Annotated in this window: 16 protein-coding genes; 8 read left to right on the forward strand and 8 right to left on the reverse strand. The window is 72.9% G+C overall.

Annotated elements, in window-relative coordinates:
- Positions 1-49: 49 nt before the first annotated feature.
- Positions 50-1135 carry a uroporphyrinogen decarboxylase gene (gene hemE / locus FGW37_RS25105; protein ID WP_179083112.1) on the forward strand — a complete coding sequence of 362 codons (1086 nt, stop codon included), beginning with the start codon at positions 50-52 and terminating at the stop codon, positions 1133-1135.
- Between the two features lie 21 nt (positions 1136-1156).
- Here hemE and FGW37_RS25110 read toward each other — a convergent pair whose 3' ends face one another.
- Positions 1157-2083 carry a nitroreductase/quinone reductase family protein gene (locus FGW37_RS25110; RefSeq protein WP_179083113.1) on the reverse strand — a complete coding sequence of 309 codons (927 nt, stop codon included), beginning with the start codon at positions 2081-2083 and terminating at the stop codon, positions 1157-1159.
- Positions 2084-2565: 482 nt separating this feature from the next.
- Here FGW37_RS25110 and FGW37_RS25115 point away from each other — a divergent pair, with 482 nt between their 5' ends.
- The 4 genes from FGW37_RS25115 to FGW37_RS25130 all read left to right on the forward strand — a co-directional run bounded on the left by FGW37_RS25115 (position 2566) and on the right by FGW37_RS25130 (position 5334).
- Positions 2566-3087 carry a DUF6879 family protein gene (locus FGW37_RS25115; protein ID WP_179083114.1) on the forward strand — a complete coding sequence of 174 codons (522 nt, stop codon included), beginning with the start codon at positions 2566-2568 and terminating at the stop codon, positions 3085-3087.
- Positions 3088-3102: 15 nt separating this feature from the next.
- Entirely contained in the window at positions 3103-3951 is an 849-nt protein-coding gene (locus FGW37_RS25120) for a helix-turn-helix domain-containing protein (RefSeq protein WP_179083115.1), read from the forward strand.
- Positions 3952-4102: 151 nt separating this feature from the next.
- On the forward strand, positions 4103-4579 hold the full coding sequence (locus FGW37_RS25125) for a glycine-rich domain-containing protein (protein ID WP_179083116.1): 477 nt from the start codon (positions 4103-4105) through the stop codon (positions 4577-4579).
- An 80-nt stretch (positions 4580-4659) separates the two neighbouring features.
- Positions 4660-5334, forward strand: coding sequence for a class I SAM-dependent methyltransferase (locus FGW37_RS25130; RefSeq protein WP_179083117.1), 675 nt, complete (start codon positions 4660-4662; stop codon positions 5332-5334).
- Between the two features lie 405 nt (positions 5335-5739).
- On the opposite strand, the gene FGW37_RS25135 is transcribed toward FGW37_RS25130, so the two are convergent.
- From FGW37_RS25135 to FGW37_RS25160, 6 genes are all read right to left on the reverse strand, one after another.
- Positions 5740-7092 carry an MmgE/PrpD family protein gene (locus FGW37_RS25135; protein WP_218650604.1) on the reverse strand — a complete coding sequence of 451 codons (1353 nt, stop codon included), beginning with the start codon at positions 7090-7092 and terminating at the stop codon, positions 5740-5742.
- Between the two features lie 33 nt (positions 7093-7125).
- Entirely contained in the window at positions 7126-8505 is a 1380-nt protein-coding gene (locus FGW37_RS25140) for an FAD-dependent oxidoreductase (RefSeq protein WP_179083118.1), read from the reverse strand.
- 12 nt (positions 8506-8517) lie between these two features.
- Positions 8518-9108: a protocatechuate 3,4-dioxygenase subunit alpha gene (gene pcaG / locus FGW37_RS25145; protein ID WP_179083119.1), complete on the reverse strand. Its 591-nt coding sequence runs from the start codon at positions 9106-9108 to the stop codon at positions 8518-8520.
- The gene (gene pcaH / locus FGW37_RS25150; RefSeq protein ID WP_179083120.1) at positions 9108-9839 is read right to left on the reverse strand and encodes a protocatechuate 3,4-dioxygenase subunit beta; all 732 of its coding nucleotides are present in this window, start codon (positions 9837-9839) and stop codon (positions 9108-9110) included. The genes pcaG and pcaH overlap by 1 nt, the downstream gene beginning before the upstream one ends.
- Before the next feature lie 54 nt (positions 9840-9893).
- On the reverse strand, positions 9894-11156 hold the full coding sequence (locus FGW37_RS25155; RefSeq protein ID WP_179083121.1) for a 4-hydroxybenzoate 3-monooxygenase: 1263 nt from the start codon (positions 11154-11156) through the stop codon (positions 9894-9896).
- 73 nt (positions 11157-11229) lie between these two features.
- Entirely contained in the window at positions 11230-12423 is a 1194-nt protein-coding gene (locus FGW37_RS25160; RefSeq protein WP_179083122.1) for a thiolase family protein, read from the reverse strand.
- A 187-nt stretch (positions 12424-12610) separates the two neighbouring features.
- Between FGW37_RS25160 and hemG the strand changes: the two genes are divergently transcribed.
- Together hemG and hemQ are read left to right on the forward strand one after the other, a co-directional pair.
- Positions 12611-14065 carry a protoporphyrinogen oxidase gene (gene hemG, locus FGW37_RS25165; RefSeq protein WP_179083123.1) on the forward strand — a complete coding sequence of 485 codons (1455 nt, stop codon included), beginning with the start codon at positions 12611-12613 and terminating at the stop codon, positions 14063-14065.
- A gap of 5 nt (positions 14066-14070) precedes the next feature.
- Entirely contained in the window at positions 14071-14784 is a 714-nt protein-coding gene (gene hemQ, locus FGW37_RS25170) for a hydrogen peroxide-dependent heme synthase (RefSeq protein WP_179083124.1), read from the forward strand.
- Positions 14785-14807: 23 nt separating this feature from the next.
- Here the strand turns inward: hemQ and FGW37_RS25175 are convergent, their stop codons facing one another.
- The gene (locus FGW37_RS25175) at positions 14808-16403 is read right to left on the reverse strand and encodes an alpha/beta hydrolase (RefSeq protein WP_179083125.1); all 1596 of its coding nucleotides are present in this window, start codon (positions 16401-16403) and stop codon (positions 14808-14810) included.
- Positions 16404-16685: 282 nt separating this feature from the next.
- Between FGW37_RS25175 and FGW37_RS25180 the strand changes: the two genes are divergently transcribed.
- On the forward strand, positions 16686-17396 hold the full coding sequence (locus FGW37_RS25180; protein WP_179083126.1) for a nuclease-related domain-containing protein: 711 nt from the start codon (positions 16686-16688) through the stop codon (positions 17394-17396).
- The last annotated feature ends 48 nt before the right edge of the window (positions 17397-17444 follow it).

Raw genomic sequence — 17444 nt, forward strand, 5'->3', positions numbered from 1 at the left:
ACACCCACATGGGCGGGTCACTCGTTCGGCCCGTGCGAAGATTTGGGACATGAGTGAGCGCAGGGATGCCGGCCAGCCCGCCGGCCAGCAGCAGACCGGCCGCACGGCGGCGTACGACTCGGCGTTCCTGAGGGCGTGCCGGCGCGAGCCGGTGCCGCACACACCGGTGTGGTTCATGCGGCAGGCCGGACGGTCGCTGCCGGAGTACCGCAAGGTGCGCGAGGGCATTCCGATGCTGGAGTCCTGCATGCGGCCCGAGCTGGTCACCGAGATCACCCTGCAGCCCGTGCGCCGGCACGGCGTCGACGCCGCGATCTTCTTCAGCGACATCGTGGTGCCGCTGAAGGCCGTCGGCATCGACCTCGACATCAAGCCGGGCGTGGGCCCGGTCGTCGCCGACCCGATCCGCACCCGCGCCGACCTGGACCGGCTCCGCCCGCTCGACGCCTCCGACGTCTCCTACGTCACCGAGGCCGTGCGCATGCTGACGGCCGAGCTCGGCACGACCCCGCTCATCGGCTTCGCCGGTGCGCCGTTCACGCTCGCGAGCTACCTCATCGAGGGCGGCCCCTCGCGGACGTACGAGAACACCAAGGCCATGATGTACGGCGACCCGGAGCTGTGGGCCGACCTCGTCGACCGCCTGGCCGGCATCACCTCCGCCTTCCTCGACGTCCAGATCGCGGCCGGCGCCTCCGCCGTCCAGCTCTTCGACTCCTGGGCCGGTGCCCTCGCCCCGGCCGAGTACCGCAAGTACGTCATGCCGGCCTCGGCCAAGGTCTTCGACGCGGTCGCCCGCCACGGCGTGCCCCGCATCCACTTCGGCGTGGGCACCGGCGAACTCCTCGGCCTCATGGGCGAGGCCGGCGCGGACGTCGTCGGCGTCGACTGGCGCGTCCCGATGCACGAGGCCGCCCGCCGCGTCGGCCCCGGCAAGGCCCTTCAGGGCAACCTCGACCCGGCCGTCCTCTTCGCCGGCCACGAGGCGGTGGAGCTGAAGGCCCGTGAGGTCCTGGACGCGGCGTCCGGCCTGGAGGGCCACGTCTTCAACCTGGGCCACGGCGTCCTGCCCACCACGAACCCGGAAGCGTTGACGCGCCTGGTGGAGTACGTACACGAGCAGACCGCGCGGTAGCGCGCGCCCGGCTGCCGGTCGCTACGGGACCGGCGGGAAGGGGACCCCGGCCAGGAGCGGCAGGAGCGTCTCCTCCTCGTAGTCGAGGTGCACCGTCAGCTCCGCCGACATCCGCTCCAGCTCCGTGCGGAACCGCTCGGGGTCGGCGCCGGCGACGTCTGCCAGGAGGGCGCTCAGCTCCTGCTGGATGCGGGCGACCGTGCGGTGCTCGGCGCGCAGCCGGGCGAAGGCGTCGCCGAGGTGGGGGTGGTGGGTCTCCATCGCCGGGAACATGTGCCGGTCCTCGCTGACGTGGTGGAACTCCAGCGACTGGCAGAACGCCAGGCAGTGCTGGCGGATCTGCAGCCCGAGGCCCGGCGCCGGCGGCTCGCCCGGCCCCTGGTGCGCCGCCCGCGCGGCGAAGTGGGCGTCGGTCTCCTCGCGGACGTGCTGCAGCTGCGCGCGGAGCCAGACGTGCACCTCCAGGAGCTTGTCGGCGAGGGTCCTCACCGGGAAGGCGGGGGCGCCTGCCCCGGCATCGGCCGCGGCACGCTCCAGGACCACGACCGGCAGGGTGCGCGTGGTCTTCTCCTGGTACGCGCCGTACCCGGGCGCGGCGTTCACCACGTGCGCGAACAGCCGGTCGCGGCGCTCCCCTTCGGCGGGCACCGCGACCGCCTCGTACTGTTCGGTGCCGATCTCCACCCGCACGACGGGGTGGGCCAGCAGGTTGTGGTACCAGTCCGGGTGCCGAGGGGCGCCGAGGTTGGACCCGACGACCATGAGCAGGCCGTCGTGGCGCACGTAGCCGAGCGGCGTGGTGCGCTCCACGCCGGACCGCGCACCGGTCGTGGTCAGCAACAGCAGGTCGCCGCCCTCGAAGGGGCCGCCGACCTTTCCGCCGCGGGCGCGGAACTCGTCGATGACGGACTGGTTGAAGGACTGGTTGAAGGAAGACGCGTGAGACATACGGGTGGGCTCTCCGGAAAAATGCAGGACCGCGCGGCACATCGGCGCGGGAACACCTGAAGACGGGAAGATCCGCACGAGGCGGAGGAAAAGGGCGCGCAGAGCGCGCTGGGGCGCGCGAACGGGCGCGCCTACGTCAGGCTCAGCCTGCGGAGCGTGAATTCATGGGAAGACCCCTGCACAACGGGTGGTCGCCCGGCTGCCGGCCGGCCCACTTCTCTTTGGCCGGCGCCACGTGCCACGCGCTCATTAGACCGGCAGGGCCCGGCCCGAGTCAACGTCGAAGATCATCGAGCCCGGCACTGACACCGCTGTCGCCCTGCACGGTGTTGCCATGCGCCCTTGACGACACCGTTGAGGCAGAGCCAGCCTCGTAGACGTCTGCAGAACCGGCAAGCCGACGGAGGCTGGCCCCATTCCGGAGAGCGAAGCGGTGGTGAGGCTGCCGATCCGCATGGTGCCCGCCATCAGGGAGGCTTGTGATGTCGCAGACCGACTTGGCGTTCGCTGACCTTCTGGCGAACACCCGGCACTCCGCCGTCCACCTTGAGATGCGTGACTCGTACGGCATTGGCGAGGAAGCAGCTGAGTTCGCAGAGTGGCGGGCCGGTTGGCGGCCTTCCCGCGAACTGGGGACGTGGTGGAACGACTTTCACACGATGGTCCGCGACGCTGTGGCACGCGGCGTTGTGCTCCGCCGTGCGCGGGTCGTCTCGGAGCCGGTGAGTGACTACATTCGGTACGAACACAGCTGCACCTACCAGAACGTTGCGGCGGGGGAGTTGGTGCGCTGGCTGCCTCGCCGCAGCGCGTCGGACATCGCCCTTCCCGGCAACGACTTCTGGCTGTTCGATGAGCGAGTCATCATGTGGAACCACTTCACGGGAGATGGCGGGTCCGCCGGGCCGGAGCTGGATGAGCGTCCCGACGTGGCGAAGCTGTGCTCTACAGCCTTCGAGGCCGTGTGGGAGCGGGCGACGCCCCACGAGGAGTACCGGATCTGATCAGCGCTCCCAGAGATGCCCACCCCACCCTCATCCAGTGTTCAGGCAGCCCGGAAGGCCGTTGCCGACCGTCTCAGGGAGATCCGCCGGGATGCCGGGCTGACCGCCAAGGAGGTGGCCCGGCGGGTCGGCTGGTACCCCTCCAAGGCGTCGCGCCTGGAGAACGCCGTGACGCCGCCGTCCGACGCTGACATTCGCGCATGGTGTGGCGCATGCGGGGCGGATGACGTCGCCGTCGACCTGATCGCCGCCTCCCGCTCCGCTGACAACATGTACGTGGAGTGGAGGCGGGTTCAGCGCACAGGGCTGCGCAGACTCCAGGAGTCGTACGTCCCTCTCTTTGAGCGCACCCGGGTGTTTCGCATCTACTGCTCGAACGTCATTCCGGGCGTGCTCCAGACCCATGCCTACGCCACGGCGCTCATGAGGGCGATCACAGATTTCCACGGCACCCCCGACGACGTCGCGGAAGCGGTCGAGGCACGGCTGGCTCGGTCGCACGTGGTCCGGGAGGGCAACCACCGCTTCGCGTTGCTGGTGGAGGAATCGGTCCTGCGCCACCGAGTCGGAGACGCCGAAACCATGGCGGGGCAGCTTGGTTATCTGCTGTCGGTGATGGCCTATCCATCCGTCTCTCTCGGGGTCATCCCGTTCTCCGCATCACGGCGTATGTGGATGATCGAGACGTTCAGCGTGTACGACGAAGACATGGCACAAGTCGAACTGCTGACAGCGCAGGTGAACGTGACTGCCCCCACCGAGATTGCCCAGTATCTGAAGGCGTTCGGGGAGTTCGCCGACCTCGCCGTGTACGGCGCGAAGGCACGCGCCCTCATCACCTCCGCCGTGGACGCTCTGAGCTGATTGGCGTGGAACTTCGTAGAACCTTGTTGGGGTCCGGGTGACCGCGTCCCTAGCGTGTCGGCATGGCAAACAGCGCACAGCCGATGCCGGGCGACAAGGCCGCACTGGGCGGGCTCACGTCCGAGCACGACCCGAAAGAGGAGGTAAGGCCGTGACCATCGTGGATGAGCGCCCCGCGGTCGACGCGGGAACCCTCGTCAGCGCCGAGCTGCGCGACACCCTCGCCGCCGACGTACGAGCGAAGTACGACCACATCACCGCCGACATGGCTCGTCGTGGCGTAGGCCAGATGCTGGCGTTCGTGGCCGCCAGCGCTGCCAGCGCGAAGCCTCTGAGCCCGTCCCCGCTGGTGGACGACTTCTGGCACGCGTTCGTCCTGCGCACCAAGGCGTACGCCGACTTCTGCCACGAGGCCTTCGGGAAGTTCGTCCACCACCAGCCCGGCTTCCTGGACCGGCAGGAGCACGGCGGGGGCAAGGGGCTGCGGGCGCGGACCGTGGAGGCCATCCACGCGGCCGGGTATCTCCTGGATCCGGAGTTCTGGCCGGAGCTGGACATCGCCGACTGCTCGCAGTGCCACGCGAACTGCCACAACAGCCCGAAGCACGCCACAGACAAGGCCGATTGATCAGCGCACAGGCGTTCTGGTCGGCCGTACCCCCTGGGGTGCGGCCGACCGCGCCCATGAATACGACGGAGGAGGAGCGCGTGACCGACACGACGGCGTGGGACACCTACGCCCGCAGGAAGCCCGGCGGTCGGCGGGAGAAGAACGCCAAGGGCGAGACCACCTGGTTCAACTGGACCCAGTACCCCGACCACGGCCCCGGTGCGGAGGTTCTGGGAGGGCCCGGCAAGGCGGCGTTCCTGGAGCTGGGGTGTGGCACCGGGGGCAATCTGGCCCACGTCGCCACTCTCGGGCACCGTGCCGTCGGCGTCGACGTCTCGCCCGTCCAGCTCGACGCCGCCCGCAAACGCTGGGGCGGCCTGCCGAGCCTGGAACTCCACCAACGGGGCGCGCTCGACTTCATGAGCGAGACCTGCGAGCGCTTCGACGCCGTCTACTCCGTATTCGGCGCCGTCTGGTTCACCGACCCGGACCAGCTGCTCCCCGCAATCAGCCAGGTCCTCAAGCCCGGCGGAGTCCTGGCCTTCTCCCAGCGGCCCCCGGTCGAAGGCTGCTACGGCTGTCAGGCCTCGTACATCAACCAGGCCGACGACCCGAACCCCCTGGTCGTCAAGCGCTGGGATTACCCCCCCGGCATGTGGGCCGACCGCCTGAAGCAGTACGGGTTCCGCCATGCGGTGGCGAACGAGATCACCCCACCCGACGGCTGGCAGACCGGCACGCTCCTCGTTCGTGCCCTGGCGCCCGGCACCTGAGCCTCCGCCTTGGACCTGGTGAGGGGCGGCGCACTGCTGCGGCTACGTCATTACGAGGAGCCGCGGGCGATAACGGCACGCCGATTCCCGGTGAGGTTCATCATGCACGGCATGAACGAGTGCAGTGCGGCGAGGGCGGGAGCCGGTAGTGAGTGATGTCGACTCCCCTTGCCCTGGGCCGCATGCGTTCTGTAAGGGGTGCAGGGGGAGCGGCGACTATCACGCTGCAGTCCTTTACGTGTCTCAGTCGGGTCAGGCCGGAAGCATGACGTCGGCCCACATCTGCCAGTACTGCCGAGGCCGGGGATTCTTCTGCAAATACCGTCCCTCGTGCACGGATCTCCACGACGACAGGACGCCGGCCATCGGCCCTGACACCCTGCCGCCGGTCTGACATCTGTCTGATCACTCGACGGGCGCGAACAAGGCGTCGAGGACCTCGCGGAGATCGTGGTTCTCGACGTCGCGCAGCAGCGCCAGCAGGCCCCCGGCACGTTCCTTGCCGATCGCCGGGGCGGCCGAGTCCAGGAACTTGGCGTCCAGGGCCGGGTCGGACAGCGGGTTCTCGGGGTCTCCGGTCGCCACCGTCGGGCCCGACGACAGGCTTCTCCCGTCGACGAGGAACAGGCGGACGTCGGCTCGGCGCTCCTCCGGGAATGCCTTCGTCATGGTGGCCGACTCCCGGATCCGTAAGCCGGAAGCCAGTCTGTGCAATTGCCGGTCGGCCTCGTGCGGCCGGGCCACCACGTGGGGAGTCACGTCGTGGTGGACGGCTGCTGCCGCGACCGAGAAGGGGAGGCTGTACTGGGCTTCCTCCGTGGTGCGCGGTGCTCTGGGGGTCAGCCTCGTGGCCGGGTGGAAGGTGGTCACCACGATCCGGTCGATGTGTCCGGGGCCGATGCCGTGCCGTGTCACCAGGTCGATGGTGGCCTGCACGGCCGGGTGGGCCCACCGGCAGACCGGGAAGGGTTTGAAGTACTGGTCGAGGATCAGCCACCGCCGGCCCAGGTCGGCCCAGACATCCGGTCCGCCGTCCGTCCCCGGGGACGCCAGCGCCGCCGGTGCTCCGGTGAAGCCGTCGTCGGCCAGTAGGGCCGCCGAGACCCCGGCGAGGGCTCCCCAGGCGGAGCTGTCCTTGACCATGGTGGGGTGGTCGATGCACCGCATCATGGGCGCCCTGGGGGCGTGGTACTCGGCGATTCCGAGCGCGTGCGCGGTGGCGTCCCGGCCGAGGCGGAGGGCCCGGGCGCCGATCGCGGCGGCTCCCAGGGCGTTCCAGGCTCCCGAGCTGTGGTACTCCGCCGCAGTGGCGTGCAGGTGGATGCCCGCCCGTGTCGCGATCTCGTAGCCGAGCGCGAGGACGGTGAGCAGTTCGCAGGTCGTCGCAGCGGCCGACGCGGTCGACGCGCTCGAGGAGTCGAGGAAGGCGAGTGCCGCAGGCAGCAACGCGGCACCGGCGTGGCCTTTGGTGAGCCGGTGTCCGTCGTGGCCGTCGATGCTGTCGATCGTGGCGGCGTTGGCGAGGGCCGCCCCCGGTGGCGCGACCCCCCGGCCGTCGAAGAGGAGGCGTGCCCGGGGGCCGTCCGTGAGGTGGTACCGGGTGGCGTGGCGGTAGATCTTTGCGGACAGGTCCGTCCGTGTGCCCGCCGCGGCGACGCCCACGAGGTCGAGCAGGCAACGCCGGGCCTGACCGATGACGCTCCCGGGCAGGTCCGCGTAGGTGAGTTCATGGGTGAACGCGGCTATGTGCGAGTTCACGGTGCCCCCCTCCTCCCCCCGGTCACTCGATCGTTACCGGCCGCCCTCGACCGCGGCCACCGCCCGCCTCGCCGCCACCAGTACCGGATCCCACACCGGTGAGAACGGCGGGGCGTATCCCAGGTCCAGAGACGTCATCTGATCGACCGTCATGCCCGCGGTGAGGGCGACCGCCGCCACGTCCACCCGCTTCGCCGCGCCTTCGCGCCCTACGATCTGAACGCCCAGGAGGCGGCCCGTGCCGTGCTCGGCGAGCATTTTGACCGTCATGGGGCGGGCGCCGGGGTAGTAGCCGGCGCGGCTCGTCGACTCGATGGTGGCGGTCACGTAGCGCAGGCCCTCCTCGCGCGCCTGGGACTCCAGCAGGCCCGTTCGGGCGATCTCCAGGTCGCAGACCTTGCTGACGGCCGTGCCGACCACGCCGGGGAACGTGGCACGGCCGCCGGTCACGTTGGCGCCGATGACCTGGCCGTGCTTGTTGGCGTGGGTGCCGAGGGCGATGTGCCGGGTGCGGCCGGAGACGAGGTCGAGGACTTCGACGCAGTCGCCGCCGGCCCAGACGTTCTCGTGGCCGCGCACCCGCATGGACCGGTCGGTGAGCAGCCCGCCGGACGCGCCCAGGGGCAGGTCCGCCGCGCGGGCCAGCGTCGTCTCGGGGCGCACGCCGAGCCCGAGGACGACCACGTCGGCGGGGAAGTCGCCGGCATCGGTGGCGACCGCCCGGGCGGTGCCGTCCGGGCCGGTCCGCACGGCGGTGACCTCGGTGTCCGTCACCACCTCGATGCCCATGGCGGTCATGGCGTCGCGCACGAGAGCGCCCATGTCGGGGTCGAGGGTGGCCATCGGCTGTGAGGAGCGCTCGACGACGGTCACCGCGTAGCCGCGCCGGACGAGCGCCTCCGCCATCTCGACGCCGATGTAGCCCGCCCCGACCACGACGGCCCGGCGGCCGGCCGCGCCGCCGTCGAGGGCGGCGACGAGCGCACGGCCGTCCTCCAGGGTCTGCACCCCGTGCACGCCCGGCGCGTCGATGCCCTCCAGGGGCGGGCGCACCGGGCGGGCGCCGGTGGCGAGGACGAGGTGGTCGAAGCCGTGCCAGCGCTCCTCGCCCGACTCCAGGTCGCGGGCGAGGACGCGCTGCCGGGCGAGGTCGAGCCCGGTCACCTCGGTGCGCATCCGTACGTCGATGCCGCGGTCGCGGTGCTCCTGCGGGGTGCGGGCGATCAGCGCGTCCGGGCCGTCGACCACGCCGCCGGCCCAGTACGGGATGCCGCACGCGGAGTAGGACGTGAACCGGCCGCGCTCGAACGCGGTGATCTCCAGCTCGCCGGGCCCGCGGAGCCTGCGCGCCCGGGACGCGGCGGACATGCCCGCGGCGTCGCCTCCGACGACCACCAGTCGCTGCACGGCCATGGGCCGCTCCTTTCAGCCTTCGTCGTTCCCGTTCCCGTTCCCGTTCCCGTACCGGTACCGGTACGGGTCCCGGTCCGCTCCGTAGTCCAGGAACACCGTCTCGTCTTCCCCCTGCAGCTTGACATCGAAGCGGTACGTGTTCCGCTGCCCGGGCTCCGGCCGTGCCCGCAGCGTCGCCCGCCGGTCCGGCGGCAGCGCGGACAGCAGGGCGTCCCCGGGCGGCTCGGTGACGTACACCCGGGTGAAGAGGTGATGGTCGAGCCCGCGCGCGAGGACGCACAGGGCGAGGTACGGTGCGCCGCCCGGAAGCAGCGTGTGCAGCCGGTAGTGCCCGTCCCGGCAGGTCGGGACGCGGGCGAAACCGGTGAACGCCCTGCCGTCGCGGCGCAGGCTGCCCGGCGCCCCGACGAGCGAACCGTCGGGGGCGGCCTGCCAGAACTCCAGCAGGGCGTCGGGCACGGGCGCGCCCTCGCCGTCGTAGACGTGGCCGTGCAGGGTCACCGCCTCCGGATGTCCCGGGGGTACGAGGTCTCCGCCGCCGGGGAAGGGCAGCGCGGTGCCGTAGTAGGGGCCGACGGTCTGGGAGGGCGTCGGAGGCAGCATCAGCGGCCCTCCTCGGCCCAGGTGGCGGACGGGCCGTCCAGGACGATGTCCCAGCGGTAGCCGAGCGACCGGCCGGGCTCGCCCAGCGCCGGGTCGAAGGCGGAGACCAGCCGGGACCGCGCGGCCGCATCGCTGACGGTGTGCCAGATGATGTCGTGCGGCAGGAGCGGGTCGCCGGGGAAGTACATCTGGGTCACCAGGCGCTGGGTGAACGCCGTGCCGAAGAGGGAGAAGTGCAGGTGCGAGGCGCGCCAGGGGGCCTGCGGGCCGCCCAGCGGGTAGGCGCCGGGCCGGACGGTGACGAAGCGGTAGCGGCCGTCGTCGTCGGTCAGGCAGCGTCCCGCGCCGGTGAAGTTGGGGTCGAGCGGGGCGGGGTGGCGGTCGAGCGGGTGGGCGTAGCGGCCGGCGGCGTTGGCCTGCCACACCTCCACGAGCTGGCCGCGCACCGGCCGCCCGCGGCGGTCCGTGACCCGGCCGCCGACGGCGATGCGCTCGCCGATCGGCTCGCCGCGGTGCTGCCGGGTGAGGTCGTGGTCGAGGGGGCCGACGTCGGCCGCCCCGAAGACCGGACCCGTCAGCTCGACGGTGTCCGGCAGGGGCGGCAGCGGCACGGGCACGCGGACGGGCGGCCTGAGGGGCACGCGGAGGGTGACGGCGCGTGCGGCGAGGGAGAGGGTGTCGTCGGGGTCCGTAGGGCGTATCCGTTCCTGTGCGGGTTCAGAGAGGGCCATGGGACCGATCTACCCCGTGCCGTCCGCGGTGATCCCGCCCGGCCTGCCGCCGGGTCAGTTCAGCGGTGCGCCCGCATAGTTCTCGGCCAGTTCCGCAGCGGCCGCCGTGGGCCCGGTGAGCCGGCGCAGCCGGGTGAGCTGCATCGCGCGGTCGTAGGCGTCGGCGCCCGGCGGGGTGTGCAGCAGGGTCGTCATCTCGTGCGAGAAGTGCTGGGCCTGCCACACCCGGCGCAGACAGTTGTCCGAATAGCGGTCGATGAGGGAGACCGAGCCGCTGCGGTGCCAGTGGGTGAACGCCCGGGCCATCGTGACGACGTCCCCGAAGGCCAGGTTGAGGCCCTTGGCCGCGCTCGGCGGCACGATGTGCGCCGCGTCCCCGGCGAGCAGCAGCCGCCCGTGGCGCATGGGTTCGATGACCTGGCTGCGCAGGCCGCTCACGGACTTGGTGAGGACGGGGCCGCGCTGCAGCCGCCAGTTTCCGGCGGCCAGCCGGACGTCGAGCTCGTCCCAGATGCGGTCGTCCGGCCAGTCGCCGGGCGAGGTGCCGTTGGGCACCTGGATGTAGAGCCGGGAGAGGGCGGGGGTGCGCATGCTGTGCAGCGCGAAGCCCCGTTCGTGGCCGGCGAGCAGCAGCTCGTCGCTGGAGGGCGCGACGTCCGCGAGGATGCCGAGCCAGGAGTAGGGGTAGGTGCGCGTGTGCATCCGGACCGCGCCCGGGGGCAGGGCGCGCCGGGATGCCCCGTACGAGCCGTCGCAGCCGGCCACGTACTCGCACTCCAGCGTCTGCTCCGGACCGTACGTCCTGCCCGGACCGTCCAGGCCGTACGGCCTGCCCGTCCTGTCCGGACCATCCATCCTGTCCGTCCCGTCCGGACCGTCCGTCCCGCCCGTGACGAAGCGGACCAGCGGCTGCTCCCCGTCGGTCTTCTCCACGGCCACCACCCGCGCGCCGAACAGCAGCGGCGGGCCGTCCGCCAGCTGAAGGGCGATCAGGTCCTTGACGACCTCGGTCTGCGGATAGAGCGTCACGGTCCGGCCGCCGGTCATGGAGGGCAGGTCCACCCGGTGCGCCTCGCCTTCGAAGCGCAGCTCGAAGCCGCGGTGGACCAGGCCCTCGCGGTCCAGCCGGTCGCCCGCACCGCACTCCCGCAGGACGTCCGCGGCGCCCTGCTCCAGCATCCCGGCGCGCTGGCGCCGCTCCACGTACGCCCGGTCGCGGGCCTCGAGGACGACGCAGTCCACTCCGGCCCGGTGCAGCAGCCGGGCGAGCAGCAGGCCGGCGGGACCGGCTCCGATGATGGCGACGGTGGTACGCATGGGCGGGCAACCTCCCCGGAGAACGAGCGCGCCGTACGGGCCCCGGCGTGCGCGCTCCTCCGGGCCGGCGGCCTCAGCGTTCGAGGACCAGCGCCTGCCCCTGCCCGACGCCGATGCACAGCGCGGCCAGCCCCGTGCCCGAGCCCGCAGCCGCGAGCTGATGGGCCACGGCCCCTGCGAGGCGCGCGCCGGAGCATCCGAGCGGGTGGCCGATGGCGATCGCGCCGCCGCGGGGGTTGACGATCCCGGGGTCGAGGTCCGGCCACTCCGCGAAGCATCCCAGGACCTGGGCCGCGTAGGCCTCGTTGAGCTCGAAATATGTCACGTCCGACAGCGAGCGCCCGGCCTTGGCGAGGACCCGCCGTACGGCCTCCACCGGCCCGAGCCCGTACAGGTCCGGCTCCAGCGCGGTGACGGCCGAGGCCCGTACGCGCGCGAGCGGCTCGCGGCCCGTGCGCCGCAGCCCCTCCTCGTCGCACAGCAGCACCGCCGCCGCGCCGTCGTTGAGCGGCGAGGCGTTGCCTGCGGTGACCGTGCCCCCGTCCTTGCGGAAGGCCGGCTTCAGGCGGGCGAGGGCCTCCATGGAGGTGTTGTCGCGGATGGTCTCGTCGCGGGGCAGCTCCACGCCCGGCACCGGGACGACCTCGGCGGCGTACGCGCCCTGCTCCCACGCCCGCGCGGCCTTGCGGTGGCTGGCGAGCGCGTAGGCGTCCTGCTGCTCGCGGGTGATGCCGTACTTGTCGGCGATCAGCTCGGCGCCCTCGCCCAGCGACGTCGTCCACCGCTCGGGCATGGCCGGGTTGGTCATCCGCCAGCCCAGCGTGGTCGAGTACAGCTCCTGGTGGGCCGCGGGGAAGGCCCGCTCCGGCTTCGGCATCACGTAGGGCGCGCGCGTCATGGATTCGACGCCGCCCGCCACCACGACCGAGGCGTCGCCGAGCGCGATCGCGCGGTACGCGTGGACGACGGCCTCCAGGCCCGAGGCGCACAGCCGGTTGACCGTCAGGCCCGGCACCGTCACCGGCAGGCCGGACAGCAGGACGGCCATCCGGGCGACGTTGCGGTTCTCCTCGCCGGCGCCGTTGGCGTTGCCGAAGACGACGTCGTCGATCAGGGCGGGGTCGAGGGCGGGGCTGCGGCCGACGACGGAGCGCACCACGTGCGCCGCGAGGTCGTCGGGCCGGACGGAGGCGAGGGCGCCGCCGTACTTGCCGACCGGGGTGCGCACGGCGTCGACGACGTACACGTCCCGGATGCGGTCGTTCATGGCTGCTCCTCCCGCGGCGCCCCACCACCGGGGTCCGCCCTGTGAACTGGTGTTCATGGTCGGCCGCAGTCGAGTCTTCGGGCTGCGGCCGTCCGCTGTCAATGGGTAACCGCCCGACCGTTCGGACGGGAGCCGTTCGCGTGGACCGGCCGCCGGTCCGCGCGGGGGCGTTTGAGAGAGTGGTGCCATGAGCGCAGCGGACATTTCGGCGGACCGTTCACGGCGGCACGCGGCCGTCGTCGGCGGGGGGATCTCGGGGCTCGCAGCGGCCCTGCGGCTGGCACGGGCGGGCGTCCGCGTCACGCTGCTGGAGAGTGAAGGCCGCGTCGGCGGCAAGCTGCACGCGGGCGAGATCGCGGGCATGCCCGTGGACCTCGGCGCCGAATCGGTGCTGGCCCGCCGCCCCGAGGCCGTGGAGCTCGCCCGCGCCGCCGGCCTCGGTGACCAGCTGCAGCCGCCCGCCGCCACCGCGATGCTGTGGACCCGCGGCGAGCTGCGCCCGCTGCCCACCGGGCACACCATGGGCGTCCCCGGCGACCTCGCCCCGCTGGCCGCCGCCGGCATCCTCTCCGCCGACGGGCTCGCCCGCGTCGCCCGGGACGCCGAGCTGCCGCACACCGACCCCGGCGAGGACGTCGCCATCGGCGCGTACATCGCCGAACGCATGGGCCGCGAGGTCGTCGACCGCCTCGTCGAGCCGCTCCTCGGCGGCGTCTACGCGGGCGACGCCTACCGCATCTCGATGCGGGCGGCCGTACCGCCGCTCTTCGAGGCCGCCCGCACCCACCGCTCGCTCGGCGAGGGCGTGCGGGAGCTGCAGGCGCGCGCCGCCGCCCGGCAGCAGACCGGGCCGGTCTTCATGGGCATCGAGGGCGGCATCGGCCGGCTGCCGCTCGCCGTCGCGGACGCGGTACGCGCCGCGGGCGGCGAGATCCGCACCCACGCGCCGGTGACCGGGATCGCGCGCACCGCGGACGGCTGGCTGGTCGAGCTGGAGGACGAGACGCTCGCGGTGGACGCCGTCGTCGTCGCCACGCCCGCGCACGACGCGGCCCGCATCATCGCCCGCGCCTGCGGCGCCGCCGGGGCCGGCGCCGCCGTCGACGCCCTCGCCGATGTCGAATACGCCTCCATGGCGCTGGTCACCATGGCCTTCCGCCGCTCCGACGTCGAGGGGCTGCTGAGCGGCAGCGGCTTCCTCGTCCCGCCCGTCGACGGGCGGAAGATCAAGGCGTCCACGTTCTCCAGCAACAAGTGGCGCTGGAACGCCGACGCCGACCCGGACCTGTTCGTCCTGCGCACCTCCATCGGGCGGTACGGCGACGAGGGCGACCTGACGCGCCCGGACGCCGAGCTGGTGGCCATGTCGCTCAAGGACCTCGGCAGCGCCGTGGGCCTGGCCGCCGCCCCGGTCGAGACCCGGGTCACCCGCTGGGACGACGGGCTGCCGCAGTACCCGGTCGGCCACCTCGCGCGCGTGGCGCGCATCCGCGAGCACGTCGCCCGCCTGCCCGGCCTGGAGGTCTGCGGCGCCGTCTACGAGGGCGTGGGCATCCCGGCCTGCATCGCGAGCGCCCACCGCGCGGCCGACGGGCTCATCGCGACCCTGGCCGAGGGCGCGAGGGACGACAGGGGAGAATAGGGGCCATGACTGACGCGCAGAAGATCCCGAACGCCGGCAAGAAGGCCAAGGACCTCAACGAGGTCATCCGCTACACCCTCTGGTCGGTGTTCAAGCTCCGTGACGTCCTGCCGCAGGACCGCGCCGGCTGGGCCGACGAGGTGGAGGAGCTGTTCGCCCAGCTCGCCGAGAAGGACGTCACCGTGCGCGGCACGTACGACCTCTCGGGCCTGCGCGCCGACGCCGACGTCATGATCTGGTGGCACTCCGAGACCTCGGACGCCCTCCAGGACGCCTACAGCCTCTTCCGCCGCACCCGCCTCGGCCGTGCGCTGGAGCCGGTGTGGTCGAACATGGCGCTGCACCGCCCCGCCGAGTTCAACAAGTCGCACATCCCGGCGTTCCTCGCCGACGAGACCCCGCGCGACTACGTCAGCGTCTACCCCTTCGTGCGCTCGTACGACTGGTACCTGCTGCCCGACGAGGACCGCCGCCGCATGCTCGCGGACCACGGCAAGATGGCCCGCGGCTTCCCGGACGTGCGTGCCAACACGGTCGCGTCCTTCTCGCTGGGCGACTACGAGTGGATCCTCGCCTTCGAGGCGAACGACCTCTACCGCATCGTCGACCTGATGCGGCACCTCCGCGCGTCCGAGGCACGGATGCACGTGCGCGAGGAGGTGCCGTTCTACACCGGCCGCCGCAAGGCCGTGGCGGAGCTGGTGGCGGGGCTCGCCTAGGACCGGCGCGGGCTCCGGCCCGGCTAGAGCTGCTGCGGGCCCTGCTTGAGGCCCTTGCCCGCCGTCGCCGAGGGTTCCCGGCGCGGAGCGCACTCCGCGCCCCGCGCCGGGACCGCGCCCGTCAGCAGGTACGTGTCCAGGTGGCGGTTGACGCAGCGGTTGGGGCCGCCCCCGATGCCGTGCGTGCCCGCGCCCCGCTCGGTCACCAGCGCCGAGCCCGCCAGCCTGCGGCGCAGCTGCAGCGCCCCCCGGTAGGGGGTGGCCGCGTCCCGCTCCGACGCCAGCAGCAGCGTGGGCGGCAGGGCGCCGCGCGGCGCGCGGACGTCGAGCGGCCGCTGCGAGTACGTCTTCCAGAACGCGCACGGCAGGTTCATCCAGGCGTTCTGCCAGGTCTCGAACGGGGCCCGCTCCGCCAGCCGCGTGTTGTCGCGGTCCCACACCCGCCAGGAGCGCGGCCAGCGCGCGTCGTTGCATTCGACGGCGGTGTAGACGGCGTTGGCGTTCTCGCTCGCGACGGCGCCCGAGGCGTCCGGCTCCGCGAGGACGCGCAGCGGCTTGGCGTCCCCGCGCAGGTACGCCGCCAGGGCGTTCGCACCGCGCGCCCAGTAGGTGTCGGTGTAGCCGACCTGGAGGAGCGCGGCCTGCAGCTCCCCGGGCCCGACCTTGCCGGCGGGGCGGCGCCCGAGCCGCTTGCTCGCGCGGTCGTAGGAGGCCAGCACCTGCCCCGCGGTGCGCCCGAGGTGGTAGACCTTGTCGTGCCGGGCGACCCAGCGCCGCCAGTCGGCCCAGCGCCTCTCGAAGGCCGCGGACTGGTCCAGGTTGCTGCGGTACCAGATCTTCCTGGGGTCGGGGTCGACCACGCTGTCGAAGACCATGCGGCGCACGTGCCCGGGGAAGAGCGTGGCGTAGAGCGCGCCGAAGTACGTGCCGTAGGACGCGCCCATGTACGTCAGCCGCCGTTCGCCGAGCGCGGCGCGCAGCACGTCCAGGTCGCGGGCGTTGTTGAGGCTGGTGAAGTACGGCAGGGCTGCGCCGGCCTTGCGGGCGCAGCCCCGGGCGTAGGCCTTGGCCTCGGCGATCTTCTTGCGCTTGTAGGCGGCCGAGGGGTGCTGCGGGGCGCGGGTGGGGGCCTTCACGAAGCTCGCGGGGGCCACGCAGGACAGCGGGGCGGAGCGGCCGACGCCGCGGGGCGCGTAGCCGACGAAGTCGTAGGCCTTCGCCAGGTTCTTCCACTGCGGGATGGCGGCGAGCAGCGGGAAGAACATGCCGGAGCCGCCCGGCCCGCCGGGGTTGAAGACGAGCGAGCCCTGCCGTTCGGACGCCTGGCCGGTGGCGCGGCCGCGGCTGACGGTGAGGGTGATGTGCTTGCCGTGGGGGTGGGCGTAGTCCAGCGGTACGGACACGGTGCCGCACTCGAAGGGGGCGGGCAGGCCCTCGGCCGCGGGGCACGCCCCGAAACGGATGCCGGCCGCGGCGGCCTGCTGGGCGGCCTCGGTCACGCCGAGGGCTTCGGCGTGGCCGCCCGGCGTGTGCCCCGGGGCGAGGGCATCGGCCGGGGCGCTGACGAGTGTGGTGAGGACCAGGGACCCGAGGGCTCCGTACAACGCGACTGCTCTCACTGACCATCCCTTCCCGGCGTTAATGTGACAAAAGGGATATTTGGCCCGGGGTTCGGCGAAGTAAAGCACCGGCGGCCGGTGTCGCCGGAATGCGGCCGAAGGGGGAGGGGTGCGTGGGAGTGGGGCGCGGGCGCGGGTGGGTGCAGGTGCGGGCGCGGGCGCGCGGCATGGACGAGGCCCCGCGATCGGGGGGATGTCGCGGGGCCTCTGTCCGCGTCAACGGCCGGACGGCCGGGTTGGTTCCCCCGCTTCTGCGGCAATATGGCGGTGGGGGTGGTGTGCGTGCCGGAGCGGCCGGACGGCAAGAGGAGTGCGAACGGGAAGACTTACGATCCCGAGCGGCTGTTCCTGCCGCCCGACGACGACCTCGCCCCCAACCGCCCCGGCGAGACGCTCCGCGCCCGGCTCGACGGCTCCGCGGCGGCGGGAGCGCCCGGGCGGGTGCGCCTGGTGCTCGCCCGCCTGCTCGGCCGGCGGCCCGTGGAGGACGCCTGGCGGCGGGCGCTGGCCGCCGAGCAGTGCGTCGGCGCGGTGCTCGAAGGGCTCGCCGAGGGCGGCTTGGGCGGCTGGGACGTGGTGCACTCCATCGTCCTGCCGGGGGACGCGATCATCTCGCACCTGCTGATCGGTCCCGGCGGGGTCTTCGGCATCTCCGCCAAGCCCGGGCGGCGGGCGCGCATCCGCGCCGGCGAGTCGCAGGTGCGCACGGACCGGGAGCGGCGGCCCTGCCCGTACGTCCGCGAGACGCGGCACGACGCGGCGCGCGCGTCCCTCGTCCTCTCCCGCGGCTGCGGCTTCCTCGTGCCGGTGCAGCCGGTGCTGGTGTTCGTCGGCGCGCGGAGCGTGGAGGCCGCGCCGGAGCTCGACGACGTCCGGGTGCTGGGGGAGGGGGAGGTGCCGGGGCTCGGCGCGCTGGGCGGGGTGCTGCATCCGGACCGGGCGCGGCGCATCCATACGGTGGCGCGCAATCGGCGGGTGTGGCTGTGGGCGTGACGGGGTGTCGGTGCGGCGGTGTGTTGGCCGGACGTACTGACGTACCGT

It is taken from the genome of Streptomyces rectiverticillatus (assembly GCF_013394065.1).
Taxonomy (GTDB): Bacteria; Actinomycetota; Actinomycetes; order Streptomycetales; family Streptomycetaceae; genus Streptomyces; species Streptomyces rectiverticillatus.

Coding starts and splice junctions, on each gene's coding strand:
- hemE (WP_179083112.1), top strand. CDS start 50: ATGAGTGAGCGCAGGGATGCCGGCCAGCCCGCCGGCCAGCAGCAGACC.
- FGW37_RS25110 (WP_179083113.1), bottom strand. CDS start 2,083: ATGTCTCACGCGTCTTCCTTCAACCAGTCCTTCAACCAGTCCGTCATC.
- FGW37_RS25115 (WP_179083114.1), top strand. CDS start 2,566: ATGTCGCAGACCGACTTGGCGTTCGCTGACCTTCTGGCGAACACCCGG.
- FGW37_RS25120 (WP_179083115.1), top strand. CDS start 3,103: ATGCCCACCCCACCCTCATCCAGTGTTCAGGCAGCCCGGAAGGCCGTT.
- FGW37_RS25140 (WP_179083118.1), bottom strand. CDS start 8,505: ATGGCCGTGCAGCGACTGGTGGTCGTCGGAGGCGACGCCGCGGGCATG.
- pcaG (WP_179083119.1), bottom strand. CDS start 9,108: ATGCTGCCTCCGACGCCCTCCCAGACCGTCGGCCCCTACTACGGCACC.
- pcaH (WP_179083120.1), bottom strand. CDS start 9,839: ATGGCCCTCTCTGAACCCGCACAGGAACGGATACGCCCTACGGACCCC.
- FGW37_RS25155 (WP_179083121.1), bottom strand. CDS start 11,156: ATGCGTACCACCGTCGCCATCATCGGAGCCGGTCCCGCCGGCCTGCTG.
- FGW37_RS25160 (WP_179083122.1), bottom strand. CDS start 12,423: ATGAACGACCGCATCCGGGACGTGTACGTCGTCGACGCCGTGCGCACC.
- hemG (WP_179083123.1), top strand. CDS start 12,611: ATGAGCGCAGCGGACATTTCGGCGGACCGTTCACGGCGGCACGCGGCC.
- hemQ (WP_179083124.1), top strand. CDS start 14,071: ATGACTGACGCGCAGAAGATCCCGAACGCCGGCAAGAAGGCCAAGGAC.